Here is a 16,801-nt window from a genome sequence, read left to right as displayed (position 1 = left end):
AACCGCGTGCCGGTACCGCGCCCGGTAGAGCCGCACCTGGTACTGGTCGAGCCCGGACTCGCCCTTCGCGATCTGGAAGCACTCCTCCATCGCCCACCTTGCCCGAGGTCGTCACATGGCGACGGTCTTCACCTCGTCGGGAGACTTCTGCCGGACGCCCGGGCGATACAGCAGGAAGGTCACGACGAGGCCGACGGCACAGAGGCCGGCCGCCCACCAGTACGCGGTGGAGTAGCTGTGCAGCGCCGCCTCGGCGAACACCTCAGGAGTGGGCTGCCTGCTGCTGCGGTAGCCGCTCGCGGCGCTCGCCGCGAGCGTGTTGAGGACGGCAATGCCCAGCGAACCGCCGATCTGCTGCATGGTGTTGACCGCCGCGGAGGCCACGCCGGCGTCGTCCTCGTGGACCCGGTAGGTGGCCAGATCGATCGCGGGCGCGTAGACCAGACCGAGACCGAGGCCCAGGACGAGCAGCGGCGGCAGAATGCCTCCGGTGTAGGTGCTGTCCAGCTCCAAGCGGGTGAACCAGACCATCCCCACGCCCAGCAGCGCCATCCCGAGGGGAATCACGACCTTCGGCCCCACCCGGGGCATCAGCACCCCCACGGCCAGACCGGAGGCGACGACCAGAGAGACAGGGATGGGCAGGAAGGCGAGCCCCGCCTCGACCGGGGTGTACGTGAGCGTCTGCTGCATGTAGTAGGCGAGGAAACAGCGCCACCGCGTACATGCCTCCGGTGGCGACCAGAATGGCGATGTGCGAGGCGCCCCGGTCCCTGTCGAGCAGGATGCGCAGGGGCAGCAGTGGACGGGGCGCCTTCGACTGCCAGTACACGAAGAGGGCGAGCAGGACGAGGCCCCCGGCCGGCAGACCCCAGGTGGCGGGCGAACTCCACCCGTGCGACTCGGCGTTGGAGAACCCGTACACCAGGCCGAAGAGTCCCAGGGTGACCAGCACCGCGCCGGGCACGTCGAGCTTGGCGCGGTGGGTCGCCCGGGGCTGACGTCCGATCAGCAGCAGACCACCCAGGAACGCCGCCGCCGCGAACGCCAGGTTGATGTAGAGGGTCCAGCGCCAGTTGAGGTATTCGGTCAGCACGCCGCCGAGCAGATTGCCGAGCGCGCCGCCCGCGCCCGCGATGGCACCGAAGATCGCAAAGGCGCGGCCCCGCTCCTTGACGTCCGTGAAGATGGTCGTCAGCAAGGAGAGGGCGGCCGGGGCCAGCAGGGCACCCGAGACTCCCTGGAGCGCCCTTGCCAGCACCAAGAGTTCAAAGTTGCCGGCGGCTCCGCCGAGCATCGAAGCGGCAGCGAAACCGATCACGCCCGCGAGGAAGGTCTCCTTGCGGCCGAAAAGATCGGCGATGCGCCCGCCGATCAGCAGCAGACTGCCGAAGGTGAGTGCGTAGGCGGTGACGATCCACTGCCGGTCGTTGTCGGAGAAGCCCAGGTCGGCCTGGGCGGACGGCAGCGCGATGTTCACGATGGTGGCGTCCAGCATGATCATCAACTGAGCCAGAGCGATCACGGTCAGCGCCCACCACCGCCGCGAGGACTGCTGGGGCGGGGGGGCCGGATTCGGGCGGGGTGCCGGTGAGTTCGCCGGTGGATAACGACATGGCGGGCTGCTCCGTTCGGAAAAAGATGACTAACTGGATGGTTATGTTTCTGGAGTCGGCCTGGCGAAGATCCGACAGGCCGTCAACAAGGGTTCGAGCAGGGGTGCGGGAGCGGGCGCGGCAGAGGGCCCGGCATGGAGTCACTCCGTAAGTCGAATCCGGATGCCCACCGCGCGATGTCCGCGCCCCTTCAGGCGGCTCCCCAGCAGGCCGACCCGCGCGACAAGGCCGTACTTGCGCTTCATCAGGTCGAGGTAGTGAACGGTGTCCCGGTCGGCGGGCAACTCGGCGGCACCCGGCACGGCCTCCCCCTTCGGGGTCCCCCTCCAGTCGCACGGAGCGACGGTCACCCGGCCGCTGTTGCGGATGCGCTTGACCTTGCCCGCGTCGGCCGCGCTCCATACGGCCAGACAGTCCTCGTCCCGCATCACCCACACCGGAGTGGGCACCGCGCGCCCGTCCCGGCGGAACGTAGTGAGAAGTACGTACCTGGCCGCCGCCAAACGGTCAACTGAGCTACCAGGGACGGATGTTGAGGCAGATCGCGATACAGTCATCGCGATAGCATAACTGGTTAGTTAAGTAACTGCCGCCGCGAACCGACGCGGAGTCAATCCTGTCCACGAGGAGCGATACGTGCTGACCTTCGCCTGGGCCGTGCTCGCCGGGTTCGCCCTGGGTACCCCGGCCATCCCCTTCGGCCTCTCGATCTCCCTCACCCCGCCCGTCGCACTCCTCGCGGTGCTCCTGGGCGCGGCCGGATGCCTGCTGTCCGCCGTCTTCGCGGTCGAGCAGATACGTACGCGATGGCTGGCCCGGCGCTCGAAACGACGGCCTGTCACCCCTGGACCGCCGCCCGGGAAACGCGGGAACCGGCTCGCCGGCCCCACCGGCCGACGGGCGCGGCGCGTGGTGAACCGGTACGGCGTGATCGGCTTCGGCATCATCGGACCGGCGCTCTTCGGTACGTGGGGATCGGCCATGCTGGGCACGGCGCTGGGCCTGCCCCGGTGGCGGCTGATCGGCTGGCTCATGGCAGGTGTCACACTGTGGTGCACCGTCATGCTGCTTGCCTCCGAGGCGCTGATCGACGCCTTCGGGCTGAGGTGACGGTACGCTCCAATCGCCGGCGAAGTTACTGGTGAAGCCGCTGGCGGAGTGCCGTCCACGTGCTTACGAAGTGCTCGCCGGCCAATGAGGTAACCATTTAGTCAGGCGCTGTTAGCATGACCCCCATGTCCCGAGCCGAGGCCACGAAGGCGCGCATTCTCCAGGCCGCGACCGAGGAGTTCGCGGCGCACGGGATCGCGGGAGCCCGCGTGGACCGCATCGCCGCGGCGGCCTCGGCCAACAAGAACCTCATCTACGTCTATTTCTGCAACAAGGACGGGCTCTTCGACGCCGTCTTCGACGCACATGTCGGACGAGGCCTCGACATGGTGCCCTTCACGCCTGACGACCTGCCGGACTACGCCGGGCGGCTGTTCGACTTCTACCAGAAGCACCCCGAGGTGCTCCGCCTGGCGACTTGGCACCGGCTGGAACGCGGCACCGACGTGGAACGGGACCCTGCCGTCGCCGAGCCCACCCGCAACGAGAAGCTCGCCTCGCTGGAAGCGGTCCAGCGGGAGCGGAGCGGTGCACCGGGCTTCGCCCCGGCCACGCTTCTCACCCTCGTCCTGGCCATCGCCTCGGCCTGGAGTCCGACGAACGCCGCGAGCATGCCGGCGTCAGCTGTCCTGGCATCGAGCCCGGCGGAATGCCGGAGCGCGATCGTGGAGGCCGTGCGGCGCATGCTGTGACGGACGGCGTGCGTCCCGTCGCGCCGGTCGCCAAGATCAGCAGGTCTCTTCTCCCTTCCTGTGCCGGGTCGTCAGCCGGCCAGGATGGTGACGCCGGTCATCTGGGCGCCGGTCTCGGTGCGGGGACGGTGGCGGCTGCCGGGAGCGAAGACGACGTAGGTGCCGGGACCGTGCCGCTCCTCGCCTTCGATGACTTCACCGCGCACCACGTAGTACCGCTCCTCGGTCTCGTGGACATCGACCGCCGGGCGGCGTTCGGTACCACTCCAGGTGCCTACCGCAGGGCCTTCGCCCACCCCCGGGCCGGCTGACGCCGACGTCGTCGATGTCCCGGAACGAGGCGCGGGCGTGCGTCGTGCGCTTCAGTGCACGGGGTGGTGGCGCACCACCAGGCCCGGGTTGTAGGCGGCCAGCACCTTGTTCGCCCTGGCCAGCGTGGCGAGGGCGTGCTCACGGTCCGCCCGGTCCTCGGGGCAGAAGGGTGCGCGGAAGCGCCGCGCCTCGCGCGCGGCGCACTCGGCGTCGAATTCCGCCTGCAGGATGCCGATCGGCATGCACGCCCCGATCAGGGCGGCGACGCGATCGGGGATCGGGACGGGTACAAGGTTCGACGCGGTCACGTGAAGTCCTCTGCAGATGCTGTGCCGGGGTCACCGGGCGACGAGTGTGCTCGTCTTCTATACGTACCGGATGGGGGTCCTGGTTCGTCGCCGGGTTCGTCTCTGTACGGCAACCGTTCACGTACGCCCGTTGATTCCGCGGCGATCCCGCGCGCCGCCGCCCTCAGCCGTGCCCCGACAGCACCTGCGACAGGTCGTACCGCACCGGCTCCTCCAGCTGGCCGTACGTGCAGCTCACGGGTGTGCGGTCCGGCCGCCAGCGCCGGAACTGCGCGGTGTGCCGGAAGCGGTCGCCCTCCATGTGGTCGTAGGCGACCTCGGCCACCCGCTCGGGCCGCAGCGCCACCCACGACAGGTCCTTCTTGCCCGACCAGCGGCTCGGCGCGCCGGGCAGCCGGGCGGCCTCGTGCGCGGCATCGTCGGACCAGCGCGCCCACGGGTGGTCCGAGACGTCGGCCATCCGCAGCGGCTCCAGCTCGCCCACCAGCTCCTCGCGCCGCTTCATCGGGAAGGCCGCGCAGACGCCGACGTGCTGGAGGGCGCCCACGGTGTCGTACAGGCCCAGCAGCAGCGAGCCGACGATCGGACCGCTCTTGTGGAAGCGGTAGCCGGCGACGACGACATCGGCCGTCCGCTCGTGCTTGATCTTGTACATGAGCCGGGCGTCGGGCCGGTACGGAAGGTCCAGCGGTTTGGCGATCACCCCGTCGAGGCCCGCGCCCTCGTACCGTTCGAACCACTCCCCGGCGACCTCGGGGTCGGTCGTCGCCGGCGCCAGATGCACCGGTTCGCGGGCCGGGCCCATCGCGTCGGTGAGCAGGGCCCGCCGGGCGGCCAACGGCGTGTCCAGCAGCGCCTCGTCACCGAGCGCGAGCAGGTCGAAGGCGACGAAGCTCGCCGGAGTCCTCTCGGCGAGCATCCGCACCCGTGAGTCGGCCGGATGGATGCGCTCGGTGAGCCGGTCGAAGTCCAGCCGGCCCTCGTACGCGATCACGATCTCGCCGTCGACGACGCACCGCTCGGGGAGGTTGTCCCGCAGGGCGGCGACCAGCTCGGGGAAGTAGCGGGTGAGCGGCTTTCCGGTGCGGCTGCCGATCACCACCTCGTCGCCGTCCCGGTGGACGATGGCCCGGAAGCCGTCCCACTTGGCTTCGTACTGCATCCCGGGCGGGATCTTCGCCACCGACTTGGCGAGCATCGGCTTCACGGGCGGCATCACCGGCAGATCCATGCATCGATTGTCCGGTATGCAGGGAATGTCGGCACGGCCTACGCTGGCGGGCATGGCCGGCGGAGCGGTGGAACTGGAAGTGGGGGAGCGGACCGTACGCGTGTCCAATCCCGACAAGGTGTACTTCCCCGAGCACGGCTACACCAAGCTCGACATGGTCACCTACTACCTCGCCGTCGGCGACGGCATCACCCGCGCCCTGCTCGGCCGCCCCACCACCCTGGAGCGCTACCCCGACGGAGTGACCGGCGAGTCCTTCTTCCAGAAGCGCGCGCCCAAGTACCTCCCGGACTGGATCCCGACCGCCCACATCACCTTCCCCAGCGGCCGGTCCGCCGACGAGATGTGCCCGACGGAACCCGCCGCCGTCCTGTGGGCCGCCAACCTCGGGGCCGTCACCTTCCACCCCTGGCCCGTACGCCGCGACGACACCGACCACCCCGACGAGCTGCGCATCGACCTCGACCCGCAGCCCGGCACGGACTACGCCGACGCCGTCCGCGCCGCCCACGAACTGCGCGCCGTCCTCGACGAGCACGGCCTGCGCGGCTGGCCCAAGACGTCCGGCGGACGCGGACTGCACGTCTTCGTACCGATCGAACCTCGCTGGACCTTCACCCAGGTCAGGCGCGCCGCGATCGCCTGCGGCCGGGAGCTGGAGCGCCGCATGCCGGACCGGGTCACCATCAAGTGGTGGAAGGAGGAGCGCGGCGAGCGGATCTTCGTCGACTACAACCAGACCGCCCGCGACCGCACCATCGCCTCCGCCTACTCCGTACGCCCCCGCCCTCACGCGCCGGTCTCCGCACCGCTGCGCTGGGAGGAAATCGACGACGTCGTCCCGCAGGACTTCGACATCAGGACCATGCCCGCCCGTTACGCCGAGGTCGGCGACGTCCACGCAGACATGGACGACCACCGCTTCAGCCTGGAGAGCCTGCTGGAACTGGCCCGCCGGGACGAGGCCGAGCACGGCCTCGGCGATCTGCCGTACCCGCCGGAGTACCCGAAGATGCCGGGCGAACCGAAACGGGTCCAGCCGAGCCGCGCCAAGAAGGACGTCCCGAAGAAGCGCGCCTCGGAGAAGGGCGCGCCAGGGAAGAGTGCGCAGGACGAGACCGCCTGAGTCCCGGTCAGGGCCGCTCCGGGCCGCGTACGTCCGCGAGGTGGTCGGCGAGGGTGCGGCGCGGAGTCCAGCCCCGCTCCAGCGCACGCGTCACATCGAGGACGACCGTGTGCGCCAGCTGGTCCACCGCGTACCGGCTCAGCACGGGCTCGCCCCGCCCGCGCCGCGCGACGGCCTCGGCGGCCCGTGCCGCGGCCTGCGCGACGCGCAGCGGCAGATGCCGGATCCGCGCCGCGACGCCGTGGGCGGCCAGGACGTCGCGCACGGCGGCGTCACGGGAGTACGGCTCGGGGTCGGCGATGTTGTACGCGCCAGGGGGCCAGCCCGCCGCCGCCATGCAGGCGTCCGCGAGGTTCTCCACGGAGGTCAGGCTGAGCCACACGTCCGGTCCCGGCAGCATGAGCGTGCCGGCCCGCACCCGGGACAGCAGACGGGGCAGCAGCTGCGTGTCACCCGGGCCGTAGACCGCGCGCGGCCGCAGCACCACGGCACCGGCGTCCAGGGCCAGCGTCTCTCCGGCCGCCTTGCTGCGCCCGTACGCGTTGAGGTGCCCGGCGCGCGGATGGTCCTCACGGATCAGATCACGCCCGGGGCGCGGGTCGTAGACACTGGCGCTGCTCATCCAGACCACGGGGCGCGAGCCGGCGGCTTCGAGCAGCCGCGCGGTGCCTTCGACGTTGACCGCGTGCATCAGGGCTTCCGCCGGTGAACCGGGGGACGGATCGCCGACCGCTGCCGCGCAGTGCACGACAAGGTCGGTGCCCGACAGGTCCGGGGCGCTGCGGGCGGCGTCCCAGTAACGGAACTCACCCACCGGGCCCGGCCTCCGGCCCACACACACGACCCGGGCGCCGCTGCTCTCCGCGGCCCGCGCGACATGTCCGCCGCAGAAGCCGGAGGCGCCGGTGACGGCGATGCGCGGTGGTGTGGTCATCGGGCTGTCTCCAGGTGGTCGGGGCCCCGCAGGCTCGGGCGTACGGTCAGCGTCCGCCAGCCGGGCAGGGCCGCCCGGCGGTCCGGCACCGCCCGGACCACCACGGGGCGGTACGGTGCCAGAGCCCGCAGCACGTCGGCCAGCAGGACCCGTGCCAGGCGGGCACCCGGGCAGGTGTGCGGCCCGGCGCCGAACACCAGGTGGGAGAGTTCGGGCGCGGCCGGGCGCCGGGCGTCCGGGGCGTCACGGTGTGCGTCGACGGCGTGGCGGGCCACGATCAGCAGCCGGTCGCCCGGACGCACCGGGCAGCCGCCCACCACGCCGTCCGCCGCCGCGACCCGCGGCAGCAGCGGCGAGGGCGCCGTCACCCGCAGCAACTCGTCGGTCAGCGGCCCGAGCAGCGCGTCGTCCGCGGCCTGACCCCACAGCCCGGCGTCCGCGCACCACGCGACGGCCCGCGGCACCGCCGCGACCGTGGTGTTCACGGCGGCGACCGCCACCATCGCCGACATGGCGTCGTCGGCGCCGAGCAGCTCGCGCAGCCGGGCGGTGGCCCGCGCCACCTCGTCCCGGGCCCCCAGGCGCCGCACTCCCGGCAGTTCGTCGCGGATCGAGGCGGCGGCGGCATCGGCTGCCGCGTCGGCCACGGCGACCGGGGACGCGGCCGATCCGAGCAGCGCGCAGACGACCGCGCCCGACAGCTCCCGGGCGAGTGCGACGAGGTCCACCTCGCCGCCCCTGGCCAGTGGTTCGAGTCGTCGTTCGAGCAACGGCCGCCATTCGGCGCGGAGTTGCTCCACGCCCTCGGCGCCGAGACTCTTCGCCAGGCCCCGCCGCCCTGTCCGGTGCCCGGTGCCGTCCTGGTCGAACAGGACACCGCCTTCCGGCGCACCCGTCGCGGCCAGTGCGGAGCGGGCCGCACCTCCCGTGGTTCCTTCGGCCGTCCGGTCGAGCGGCAGCCGGGTGAGGGCCTCGCGGTACGCGTCGGCGTCATGGACCAGCACGGTGCGCCCGAGTCTCAGCACGGGACGGCGCCGGGCGGCCGCGAGCAGGGCGAACAGGACTGGGTGGCTGCGCACATAGACCTGCCGGTCCCGGCGCCGGGCCCGCGCGAGGCCGCGCACCGCGGCGAGAGGGCCGGTCATGAGAGTGCTCCGAGCCGTGCCGCCGCCAACCGCGCCGTCGCGGCCCGGTCCGGCTTGCGGGAGCGCCCGGACAGCGGGACGTCCGCGAACACCAGCGCGTCGGGCCGCGCCGACCCCATCCGCCGCAGGGGACCGTCGAGCGCGGCACGCATCTGGCCCTCGCCCCGGCCGGGTTCGGTCTGCACCACCGCGACGAGCCGCTCGTCGCCGTCGCCCGCGGGAACACCGACGAGCACGGCGAGCTCCACGCCCGGCACCTGCAACAGGGGTTCGTACAGGCCGGGATAGATGTTCTCGGCACGCCGCAGCACCATGTCCTTGCAGCGGCCCTCCAGGACGATACGGCCCCGCGCGTCCAGATGCGCCCGGTCACCGGTGCGCACCCAGGCGTCGGGATCCTCGCCGAGGTAGCGGTGCCTCGCCGCGGGGCCGGTGAGCAGCAGCTCCCCGTCGCCGTCCGTCTTGGTCCCGACGCCCGGCAGCGGCATGCCGACGAGATCTCCCGCGCCGTCGTAGGCCTCCTTGTCACGCGACTCGACCGCCGCGGCGGGGAAGAGCTCGGTGAGCGCGTACACGCCCCATGCCTCCGCCGCGCCCGCGCGGCGCACGCGGCCCAGCAGTCCGGCGCTCGCGGGCGCGGACCCCGTCCACACCCTGCCCGTGAAGCGGGCGCCCGCCCGCAGTGCGTCCCGCAGCTGGGGCGGCGTCAGATAGGTGTCCTGGGGGCGCAGCCTGCCCAGCTGCCGGGCCAGGGCACGGGGCGAGCGGGCCGGGAGCGCGACCGGGGCGCCCTGTGCCAGTGACGGTACGAGGACGAAGAACGTGCCCCCGACCACGGGTTCGCCGGTGCGTGCGCGGAACAGTGTGGAGACGCTGGCCATACCGGCGGACAGGCTGGAGCGGGTGTGCACCACGGCCTTCGGGCGGGACGTCGTACCGGACGTGAAGACGATCACCGCGTCGCCGTCGCCGTGGTCGGCCGCCGGGATCCTGGTCCGTGCCGCCGCTTCGAGCGCGGGCGCGCAGCCCGGGAGCCTGCGGCCGACCGTCGCGACGGGAGCGATTCCGGCCAGCTCCGGCAGCGCGAGCCGGACCCGCCCGGCCAGCGGCCTCGCCCAGCCCGCGACGGCCTGTGCCGTGGCGTCGGCCAGCACGAGCGAGGGCCGCGCGAGGGCGAGCCGGGCGCGCAGTACGTCGGGGCCCGCGCCCGGATCCAGCACGGCGCCGCGCAGCCCGAGCCGCCACAGGGCGAGCATGACGGCCAGCGCGCGCGGCCCCGGACGTACGGCGACACCGACGGTGTCACCCGCGCGCAGTCCGCGCGCGTACAGCGACGAGGCGTACGCGTCGGCGAGCGCGGCGATGTCGCCCCGGGTCGCCCGGACCCGCGGGCGCCCCGAGAGCGTCGCGCCGAGGACGGCCGGCTTTTCGGGCGCGGAACGCAGCGCGTGGTCGAGAAGGTCGAGCATCGGGGGCCTTTACTCCAGGGGTCGGGGACGGTGTGCCGCGCACGCGGCCTGGGGGTGTGTGGCGGCGCCGGGGGTCGCCCGCCCGCAGCGGCGGCGGACGGGGGCCCGAAGACCCGGCCGACCACCTCGCCCGGGGCCCACACGCCCGCGGGGCGCGGCGCGGGAACAGGGCCCACGCCCGCGGGGCGCGGCGCGGGAAAGGGGCGCGGGAACGGGGGCGGAGCCCGGCGTCAGCGCGGGTCGTCCCCGCGCCCGTCGCTGCCCCGGTCCAGATACCAGCGGGCCGTGCCCCTGATGCCGTAAGCCCGCAGCCGCCGCGTGGAGTTCTCCACGACCATGGCACGCGACCGCACGATCCGGTCCGTGTGACGGCGCACCCGGTTGAGGAACAGCCGGTCCGTCGGCGAGGGGCGGCGCGGCATGCCACCACAGGCCAGGTACAGGTCGGCGGTGATGGCCATGTTGTTCCCGGCGTGCATGCGGTACGGCGCCAGATAGCCGTTCCTGCGGGCGTGGACCGGCCGGAGCCGGCCGAACAGCGCGGCCAGCGACACGAGGACCGTGAAACCGGCCCGGCCGAGCGGACCGTGCTCGTCGCGCCGGGCCACGATGCGACCGCACGCCATACCCGGACCCGGCAGCCCGCCCCGGCCCGTCAGCGCGGCACGCGCGGCCACCGTCCAGCCGGCCCGCGGCAGACAGTCGGCGTCCGTACGCGCCAGCAGCGTCGCACCCCGCTCGATCGCGTACCGGAAACCGGTGTCCACGGCGCAGCCCACGCCCTTCTCGGGCTCGACGAGCACCTCGACGGGGAACGGCGCGCCCGCGGCGAAGTCCCGGGCGATGGCGCCAGTACCGTCCGACGAACCGTTGTCCACCACGAGCAGCGTGAAGTCGCGGTCGCGCTGCGCGGCCAGGGCCCGGAGGGTCCCGGCGAGCCGCGCCTCCTCCTGATGGGCGGGCACGACCACCCACATCGTTCCGTGACCGGTCATGACTTCTCCCAGATCATCGTCATGATGCTGATACCGCCGCCGAGGCCCACGAACAGCACGCGGTCGCCCGGCAGCAGCTCGTCGTACACCCGCTGCAACTGGACGCCGATGCTCGCGCTGGCGACGTTGCCCAGCTCGGGGACCGTGACCACCAGCTTCTCGTCCGGTACGCCGGTCAGTTCGGTGAAGCGCTCCAGATAGGGCACCGTCACCTGGTGCACCAGCACCCTCGCGAAGCCGTCCCAGTCCAGACCCGCACGGTGCAGTGTCCGCTCCACGACCGAGGCGCCCGTCTTCTCGAAGACGCCGCGCAGCTCATGGCCGTCGCCACGGAAGTAGGTGTGCTCGTCGCCGCGGGGATGCCGGGAGCCGCCGCCGGGTATCCCGCCGACCTCCCAGTGCTCGGAACGCGTCTCGGTGTCCACGTCGAGAATCCCGCCGCGCTCCACCTCCTCCAGGACGACCGCCGCGCCCGCGTCGCCGAACGTGTAGCCCGCGAAGCCGTCCTTGAACTCGGCGAAGTCGGCGGGTGCGCGGCGGATCGCGCGGCTCGGGGTCTCGCCGGTGACGACCAGGGCGCGCCGGGCCCGGCCCGCCTGGATCATGGCCCGTGCCAGGTCGATGCCGTTGATGAAGCTGTTGCAGGCGTTGGTCACATCGAGGGCGTGCGCCTTCGTGCCGAGTTCGGCCTGCACCATGTGGGCCGTGGCGGGCTCGACCATGTCGCGCGAGGCGGAGGCGAAGAGCAGCAGGTCGATGTCGTACGGCTCGAGCGACGCGGCGGCCAGCGCCCGGCGCGCGGCGCGCACGGCGAGAGTGGAGGCGTACTCGCCCTCGGCGGCGACGCGGCGCGTGATGATTCCGGTGGCCTGCGTGAGCAGCGTCGGCGGCAGCTCCTTGCCGATCCCGCGCGTCACCTCGCGCTGCAGGCTCCGCGATGTCACCACCGTGTCCGGCAGCGCACTGCCGACGGCGGTGATTCCGACCCGCGTACGCGGATCGCTCATGTGTATGACCATGCGCTGATGATGTCAGGACCGGGATCCACCAGGCCTGAGTACAGGCGCTCATTTCCCCTGGCCACAGGGTGAGTAGGGGCGCGCAGGGCAGCCGAGGACCCGCCGGTGGGGCGGCGAGGCCTCGGCGCGCAGGCCCCGGAGCCTGGGTCGTGTCTTCCTGTAGCTCCTTGATCCGGATGTTGCGGTACGAGATCACATCCGTCGTGCCATGCACCTGGAGGCCGATGTACCCCTGTGCGTAGCGGCGCCCGTCCGTGCTCGGGTCGTCGCCGCGCGGCGGGACGAAGGTCTGGCCGCCGGTGTTGTCGAACTCATTGATCAGGACACCGTTGCGGTGGACCGAGTAGTGCTGGCCGACCACGCGGATCTCGTAGTCGTTCCACGTTCCCTTCGGGGTGACTCCGGCGCCGCCGAGGCCGACGCGGTCGAAGCCGTAGACGGAGCCCGTCTTGTACATGTCGCCGTACTGCCGCTGCGGGAACCACAGCATGCCGAGGCCGCCCCTGGTGGTGCCGATCGTCATCGATCCGTCGGCGTTCAGACCGAACGACCCGCCGCCCACGTGCTGCCATGTACCGAACGACGCCTGCGTACCGTCGAAGAGGTCGCGGTAGCCGGTGGTCTGGCCGGGCCTGCCGATGCCGGACTGCTTGGCGGCGCGGTAGACGGCCTTGTGCTCGCGCTGGTCGATGACGCCGTCCGCGAGCAGCGTGTCGAGCACCTTGTCGACGTGCTTGAGGAAGAGCGCGTGGGAGGACCAGTCCTTCTCGTCCTCGATCAGCTCGTTGATGGTGCAGCGGGAGCGGGTGACCCGGTTAGGGACACCCGTGTCGACCGTGCCGACGACAACGGTCAGCCGCTCGTCGTACTCCGGGCAGTCGGGCGCCGGAACACCACCGCTCTCCGCGACGGTGAAGGACACCTGTTCCGCCCCGGAGGTGTTGCCGGCCTTGTCGGTCGCCCGGTGGTGCACGGTGTGGAAGCCGACCCGGTCGACGATCACGGGGGTGGTGTGCAGAGCCATTCGGACATGGGGATGGCGGGGCTGTTCCTGGTGGCGAAGCCGGACGGGACGATTCCCGGCTACGACCCGCATCATCCGGCCCCGGCGTCGGCTCCGCCCCCCCCGGCTCCGCCCCCCGGCTCCGGCGTCGGCTCCGCCCCCCCCCGGCTCCGCCCCCCGGCTCCGGCTCCGGCTCCGGCCCTGGCCGGTGACCCGCGCCGCCCGCCTGACCGCCTGCATGGCCGCCCGCCGGGCCCGCGACCCGCGGTGGCTCAGGTGAGGGCGAGAAGGCCGACGGCGACGGCGGCGGTGCCCAGGCCGACGAGCAGCAGGCCCACCCCGACGGGCAGCGCGGCGGAGATCAGCGCGGTGTCGGCCTCATGAAGACCGCCCGCCGAACTGCCAGTTGTGCACCTCGATGTCGGCGTACCGTTCCGGGGTCAGGATGGCCCGTGCCGTCTCCGGGTCCGGCGCCCGGACCAGCGCCGCCGTGCCCAGCCAGGTGGCGCCGTCGTCGGACAGCAGCGGCCCGTAGGCGATCAGTTCGTCCCGGTCGGGCGGCACCTCGACGTCGGCGGCCTGCCCCGTGCCGAGGCCGAGCACCAGGTACCGGTTGCCGCCGGTCCCACCGCCGGGGAACTCCCACATGGTGCGCCCCAGCATGTTGCGCCACCGCCGCAGCAGCACGTCCCGGTAGGCGCCGGCCTGGTAGTTCGGCTCGTCGAAGGCGAACGCACGGGCGGCGGCGGAATCGGGCAGGTCGACGATGTGCACGCTCCCGGTGGGTGTGTCGCCGTCGTCGGCGAAGGTCGGGCCCCGGGCGATCAGCTCTTTCGCGTACCGGTCCATGTAGGACCAGTGCTCTTCCAGCAGCTCGTCGCGCAGCGCCAGCGAGTCGGGCCGGTCGCGGTGGTAGCAGAGGAACTCCATGTCCCCAGGATCTCTCCAAGCGGGCGGCCAGGTCGATCGGGTTTCACCGCGATGACTCGGCTCGGTCGGACAGCGTGCCGACTTCTCAAACGGAGGCATCCTCCGTATCATTCATTCCGGCGAACCGGAGGGTGGCTCCGGAATGCTCGATGACTCAACGTCTCTACGGGGAGAGTGTGATGACGGACGACGGACTGCGGGGCGGCCTCGGCAAGGTCGGCATCTGGACCTTCGCCTTCGAGGGCCAACCTGCCGGGCGGGTGAGGGAAGCCGCGGCCGAGATCGAGGAGTTGGGGTACGGGGGACTCTGGTTCGGCGAGGCCTTCGGGCGCGAGTCGTTCGGGCAGGCATGGCTCCTGCTGTCGGCGACGAACCGCCTGGTGGTCGCCTCGGGCATCGCCAACATCGCCTTCCGGGACCCGATCGCCATGGCCACCGCCGAGCGCACACTGAGCGAGGCCTTCCCCGGCCGCTACGTGCTCGGACTCGGCGGCCACCGCGTCGACGACTCCGTCCTCGAGCACGACGGCTACCCGATGCCCGCGCGCGGAAAGGCCCTCGCCACCATGAGCGCCTACCTGGACGCGATGGACAAGGTCCCCGCGCACAGCCCGCTCCCGGACCCCGCCCCTCGCCGGGTGCTCGCGGCGCTCGGCCCGAAGATGCTCGAACTCGCCGCCGCGCGGACGTGGGGAGCGCATCCGTACTTCGTCCCCGTCGAGCACACCGTACGGGCGCGCGAGATCATGGGCCCGGACGCCTTCCTCGCCGTCGAACAGGCCGTGGTGCTGGACGCCGACAGGTCGCGTGCCAGGGATGTGGCCCGCGCGCACGTAGGCATGTACGCGGACGCGGCCTCCCATCAGCAGCTCAACCTGCGCCGGCTCGGCTTCGGTGACGAGGACGTCGTCGGCGGCCCGAGCGACCGCCTGGTGGACGCGATCGTCGCGTACGGCGATGCCGAGGCGATCCGGACCCGCGTCCAGCAGCACCTCGACGCGGGCGCCGACCACGTGTGCCTTCAGGTGCTCGGCTCCGATCCGGGCGCGCTGCCGCTGGCCGAGTGGCGCGAACTGGCCGCGATCGTGCCCGAGTAGCGACCGTCGCTCATGTCCGCCATGTGTCAGGCGTACGCCGGTCGCCTGTTCAGTGTGCGCTGTGCGTGCCGCTGAGCGGCGGTTCCCATCCGCCCTTAGGACGCCCGCCAGACCGTCCAGTCCCCCGTCAAGAAGCTGGACCCGCTCTCCGGCATGGCGGTCATTTTCGTCTCGATGACGAACAGCGCGATGTCTCCGGAGGGGTGCTTGACGCAGATCTCGCTGCCGGCCGCAACGAAGAGCAACGGGAAACTGTGGCTTGGAGCGACGCCGAGGGCGATGCGGCAGTCGTCGAGGGTGGCCCCCGGCTTGCCGGTGTACATGCTGATCAGGCTGGTGTCACTCTCCAGAGAGCAGTCCTGCTTGCAGACGAGGCGGATGTCCCCCTTGCGGTCCTTGCGTTCGACCGGCTCCTTGACGCCCAAGGAGTTCTTCTCGTCCAGCATCTGGAAGGGGTACGCGACGGCTCGAGGCACCTTGGGTGCGGTAGAGGAGGGGCGCCGCGACGCCTCCATTTTCCGGTCGTCGTCCGGTGAAGCGGAGGACGACGCCATCGGACCGAGCGTCGTGGAGTCGGAAACACGGTTGAGGACCCGGTTCGCAGCGACCATGTACGTCCCTATCAGGCCCATCAGGACGAGGGCTCCCGCCGTGATGGCGGTGGCCTTGATGAGCGTGGTGCGTCGCCCCCGGGTCCGCCGCTCGTCCGGCCGGGGCGGCTGCGGCCGCGGGACCAGCTGCCGCGTGTGCACCGGGGTGGGGTCCGGGACCGGAGCCGGAACCGTGATCTCCGGCCCTATGATCTCCCGCCAGACGGCCGGCCCCGCGCCGTCGTCGGCGTCCCGGCCGAGTCGTTGCCGGCACCACTCGACGACCTCCGCCGGGGTGGCCCGCTCCTCCGGGTCGGCGGCCAGGCACCGGGCGATCAGCGGACGGAGCTGGGTGGGAAGACGGGACAGGTCGGGTTCGGAGTGCACGATGCGGTACAGCACGCTGACCGAGGGGCCGTCGCCGTACAGCGGCTCGCCCAGTGCCGCGAAGGCGGCCGTCTGTCCGAGCGCGAAGATGTCTGTCGCCGCCGTGAGTTCGCCCGCGGACGCCTGCTCGGGAGCCATGTACGAGGGCGTGCCGACGGCGGCGCCCGTTGCTGTTTGCCGGGTGACGCCAGAGGCGAGCGAGATGCCGAAGTCGATCACCCGCGGTCCGTCTGCGGCCAGCAGCACGTTCGACGGCTTGAGGTCCCGGTGCACGATTCCCGCACCGTGGATGGCCTGCAGCGCCTCGGCGACGCCCGCCATCAGCCACAGCACCGCCGCCACCGGCAGCGGTCCGCGCCGGGCGACGGCCTCGGCCAGGGACGGCCCGGGCACGTACAGCGTCGCCAGCCAGGGCGGTACACCCTCCGGTTCGGCGTCGATCAGTTCGGCGGTGTACGCGCCCCGGACCCGTTGGGCCGCCTTTATCTCCCGGAGGAACCGGTGCCGGAAGGCCGGGTCGTCAGCCAGCTCCAGCCGTACGACCTTGATCGCCACCGGTCGTCCGCCGGGCGTGTGCGACAGGTAGACCCGGCCCATGCCGCCCGCGCCGAGCCGGGCGGCGAGGCGGTATCCCGCCACCATGGGCGGATCGTCCGCCTGCAGTGGCTGGAACACCCCGATCACGTTGTCGCTCTGCACAGGTCCCCCCTGAATCCCTTGGTCAGCCCATGAGTTGGCCGATGGCAGCAGCGTAAGCGGGAGGGCGTCGGCACCCGCCGTCAGGGTTGGCGATCACGGACGTTCCCCCCTGACCCTGGCCTGCGTGGTCGCCGCGAT

The 16,801-nt window shown here is 72.2% G+C and carries 15 protein-coding genes and 3 pseudogenes; 5 read left to right on the top strand and 13 right to left on the bottom strand.

Annotation, left to right across the window (positions count from 1 at the left end):
- Positions 1–111: 111 nt before the first annotated feature.
- Together ABT342_RS07715 and ABT342_RS07710 are read right to left on the bottom strand one after the other, a co-directional pair.
- A pseudogene (locus tag ABT342_RS07715) lies at positions 112–1,579 on the bottom strand (MFS transporter); the annotation flags it as partial.
- A 177-nt stretch (positions 1,580–1,756) separates the two neighbouring features.
- Positions 1,757–2,173: a PPOX class F420-dependent oxidoreductase gene (locus ABT342_RS07710; protein ID WP_351568528.1), complete on the bottom strand. Its 417-nt coding sequence runs from the start codon at positions 2,171–2,173 to the stop codon at positions 1,757–1,759.
- 79 nt (positions 2,174–2,252) lie between these two features.
- Between ABT342_RS07710 and ABT342_RS07705 the strand changes: the two genes are divergently transcribed.
- Positions 2,253–2,726, top strand: a complete 474-nt coding sequence (locus ABT342_RS07705; RefSeq protein ID WP_351568525.1) for a hypothetical protein — start codon at positions 2,253–2,255, stop codon at positions 2,724–2,726.
- 125 nt (positions 2,727–2,851) lie between these two features.
- Positions 2,852–3,418, top strand: a complete 567-nt coding sequence (locus tag ABT342_RS07700) for a TetR/AcrR family transcriptional regulator (protein ID WP_351568523.1) — start codon at positions 2,852–2,854, stop codon at positions 3,416–3,418.
- A gap of 71 nt (positions 3,419–3,489) precedes the next feature.
- Here ABT342_RS07700 and ABT342_RS07695 read toward each other — a convergent pair whose 3' ends face one another.
- The 3 genes from ABT342_RS07695 to ABT342_RS07685 all read right to left on the bottom strand — a co-directional run bounded on the left by ABT342_RS07695 (position 3,490) and on the right by ABT342_RS07685 (position 5,269).
- A complete protein-coding gene (locus ABT342_RS07695) occupies positions 3,490–3,627 on the bottom strand; it encodes a hypothetical protein (protein ID WP_502965481.1) in 138 nt (45 codons plus the stop codon).
- 153 nt (positions 3,628–3,780) lie between these two features.
- On the bottom strand, positions 3,781–4,038 hold the full coding sequence (locus tag ABT342_RS07690) for a hypothetical protein (protein ID WP_351568520.1): 258 nt from the start codon (positions 4,036–4,038) through the stop codon (positions 3,781–3,783).
- Positions 4,039–4,201: 163 nt separating this feature from the next.
- Positions 4,202–5,269 carry an ATP-dependent DNA ligase gene (locus tag ABT342_RS07685; RefSeq protein WP_351568518.1) on the bottom strand — a complete coding sequence of 356 codons (1,068 nt, stop codon included), beginning with the start codon at positions 5,267–5,269 and terminating at the stop codon, positions 4,202–4,204.
- 52 nt (positions 5,270–5,321) lie between these two features.
- Between ABT342_RS07685 and ligD the strand changes: the two genes are divergently transcribed.
- Positions 5,322–6,395, top strand: a complete 1,074-nt coding sequence (gene ligD, locus ABT342_RS07680; RefSeq protein ID WP_351568516.1) for a non-homologous end-joining DNA ligase — start codon at positions 5,322–5,324, stop codon at positions 6,393–6,395.
- Positions 6,396–6,402: 7 nt separating this feature from the next.
- On the opposite strand, the gene ABT342_RS07675 is transcribed toward ligD, so the two are convergent.
- The 6 genes and pseudogenes from ABT342_RS07675 to ABT342_RS07650 form a co-directional block, all read right to left on the bottom strand.
- Positions 6,403–7,329, bottom strand: a complete 927-nt coding sequence (locus ABT342_RS07675; protein WP_351568513.1) for an NAD-dependent epimerase/dehydratase family protein — start codon at positions 7,327–7,329, stop codon at positions 6,403–6,405.
- On the bottom strand, positions 7,326–8,474 hold the full coding sequence (locus ABT342_RS07670; RefSeq protein ID WP_351568510.1) for a cytochrome P450: 1,149 nt from the start codon (positions 8,472–8,474) through the stop codon (positions 7,326–7,328). Before ABT342_RS07670 ends, ABT342_RS07675 begins: the two co-directional genes overlap by 4 nt.
- Positions 8,471–9,943 (bottom strand): class I adenylate-forming enzyme family protein, encoded by a 1,473-nt coding sequence (locus ABT342_RS07665; protein WP_351568507.1) that lies wholly within the window; start codon positions 9,941–9,943, stop codon positions 8,471–8,473. The genes ABT342_RS07670 and ABT342_RS07665 overlap by 4 nt, the downstream gene beginning before the upstream one ends.
- A gap of 230 nt (positions 9,944–10,173) precedes the next feature.
- Positions 10,174–10,938 (bottom strand): glycosyltransferase, encoded by a 765-nt coding sequence (locus tag ABT342_RS07660; RefSeq protein WP_351568504.1) that lies wholly within the window; start codon positions 10,936–10,938, stop codon positions 10,174–10,176.
- Entirely contained in the window at positions 10,935–11,945 is a 1,011-nt protein-coding gene (locus tag ABT342_RS07655) for a 3-oxoacyl-ACP synthase III family protein (RefSeq protein ID WP_351568501.1), read from the bottom strand. Before ABT342_RS07655 ends, ABT342_RS07660 begins: the two co-directional genes overlap by 4 nt.
- 238 nt (positions 11,946–12,183) lie before the next feature.
- Positions 12,184–12,414, bottom strand: a pseudogene (locus ABT342_RS07650) (3-keto-alpha-glucoside-1,2-lyase-like domain-containing protein); the annotation flags it as partial.
- Between the two features lie 555 nt (positions 12,415–12,969).
- Between ABT342_RS07650 and ABT342_RS07645 the strand changes: the two are divergent.
- Positions 12,970–13,344 (top strand): annotated as a pseudogene (locus ABT342_RS07645) (hypothetical protein); the annotation flags it as partial.
- Here the strand turns inward: ABT342_RS07645 and ABT342_RS07640 are convergent.
- Positions 13,339–13,890 carry a YciI family protein gene (locus ABT342_RS07640; protein WP_351568498.1) on the bottom strand — a complete coding sequence of 184 codons (552 nt, stop codon included), beginning with the start codon at positions 13,888–13,890 and terminating at the stop codon, positions 13,339–13,341. The pseudogene ABT342_RS07645 and the gene ABT342_RS07640 overlap by 6 nt on opposite strands.
- A 179-nt stretch (positions 13,891–14,069) precedes the next feature.
- On the opposite strand from ABT342_RS07640, the gene ABT342_RS07635 reads away from it, so the two are divergent.
- Positions 14,070–14,987 carry a TIGR03620 family F420-dependent LLM class oxidoreductase gene (locus ABT342_RS07635; protein WP_351568495.1) on the top strand — a complete coding sequence of 306 codons (918 nt, stop codon included), beginning with the start codon at positions 14,070–14,072 and terminating at the stop codon, positions 14,985–14,987.
- 95 nt (positions 14,988–15,082) lie between these two features.
- Here ABT342_RS07635 and ABT342_RS07630 read toward each other — a convergent pair whose 3' ends face one another.
- Positions 15,083–16,606, bottom strand: coding sequence for a serine/threonine-protein kinase (locus tag ABT342_RS07630; RefSeq protein WP_351568882.1), 1,524 nt, complete (start codon positions 16,604–16,606; stop codon positions 15,083–15,085).
- Positions 16,607–16,801: the final 195 nt, after the last annotated feature.

This window comes from Streptomyces sp. NPDC000410 (genome assembly GCF_040300305.1).
Lineage (GTDB): Bacteria > Actinomycetota > Actinomycetes > Streptomycetales > Streptomycetaceae > Streptomyces.
Note: the sequence above shows the minus strand (reverse complement) of the source record. Positions and strands in the feature narration are given on the sequence as shown.

What these genes read in the sequence shown, in the direction of transcription:
- ABT342_RS07710 (WP_351568528.1), bottom strand. Translation starts at nt 2,173, where the DNA reads ATGACTGTATCGCGATCTGCCTCAACATCCGTCCCTGGTAGCTCAGTT.
- ABT342_RS07700 (WP_351568523.1), top strand. Translation starts at nt 2,852, where the DNA reads ATGTCCCGAGCCGAGGCCACGAAGGCGCGCATTCTCCAGGCCGCGACC.
- ABT342_RS07685 (WP_351568518.1), bottom strand. Translation starts at nt 5,269, where the DNA reads ATGGATCTGCCGGTGATGCCGCCCGTGAAGCCGATGCTCGCCAAGTCG.
- ligD (WP_351568516.1), top strand. Translation starts at nt 5,322, where the DNA reads ATGGCCGGCGGAGCGGTGGAACTGGAAGTGGGGGAGCGGACCGTACGC.
- ABT342_RS07675 (WP_351568513.1), bottom strand. Translation starts at nt 7,329, where the DNA reads ATGACCACACCACCGCGCATCGCCGTCACCGGCGCCTCCGGCTTCTGC.
- ABT342_RS07670 (WP_351568510.1), bottom strand. Translation starts at nt 8,474, where the DNA reads ATGACCGGCCCTCTCGCCGCGGTGCGCGGCCTCGCGCGGGCCCGGCGC.
- ABT342_RS07665 (WP_351568507.1), bottom strand. Translation starts at nt 9,943, where the DNA reads ATGCTCGACCTTCTCGACCACGCGCTGCGTTCCGCGCCCGAAAAGCCG.
- ABT342_RS07660 (WP_351568504.1), bottom strand. Translation starts at nt 10,938, where the DNA reads ATGACCGGTCACGGAACGATGTGGGTGGTCGTGCCCGCCCATCAGGAG.
- ABT342_RS07655 (WP_351568501.1), bottom strand. Translation starts at nt 11,945, where the DNA reads ATGAGCGATCCGCGTACGCGGGTCGGAATCACCGCCGTCGGCAGTGCG.
- ABT342_RS07640 (WP_351568498.1), bottom strand. Translation starts at nt 13,890, where the DNA reads ATGGAGTTCCTCTGCTACCACCGCGACCGGCCCGACTCGCTGGCGCTG.
- ABT342_RS07635 (WP_351568495.1), top strand. Translation starts at nt 14,070, where the DNA reads ATGACGGACGACGGACTGCGGGGCGGCCTCGGCAAGGTCGGCATCTGG.
- ABT342_RS07630 (WP_351568882.1), bottom strand. Translation starts at nt 16,606, where the DNA reads ATGGTGGCGGGATACCGCCTCGCCGCCCGGCTCGGCGCGGGCGGCATG.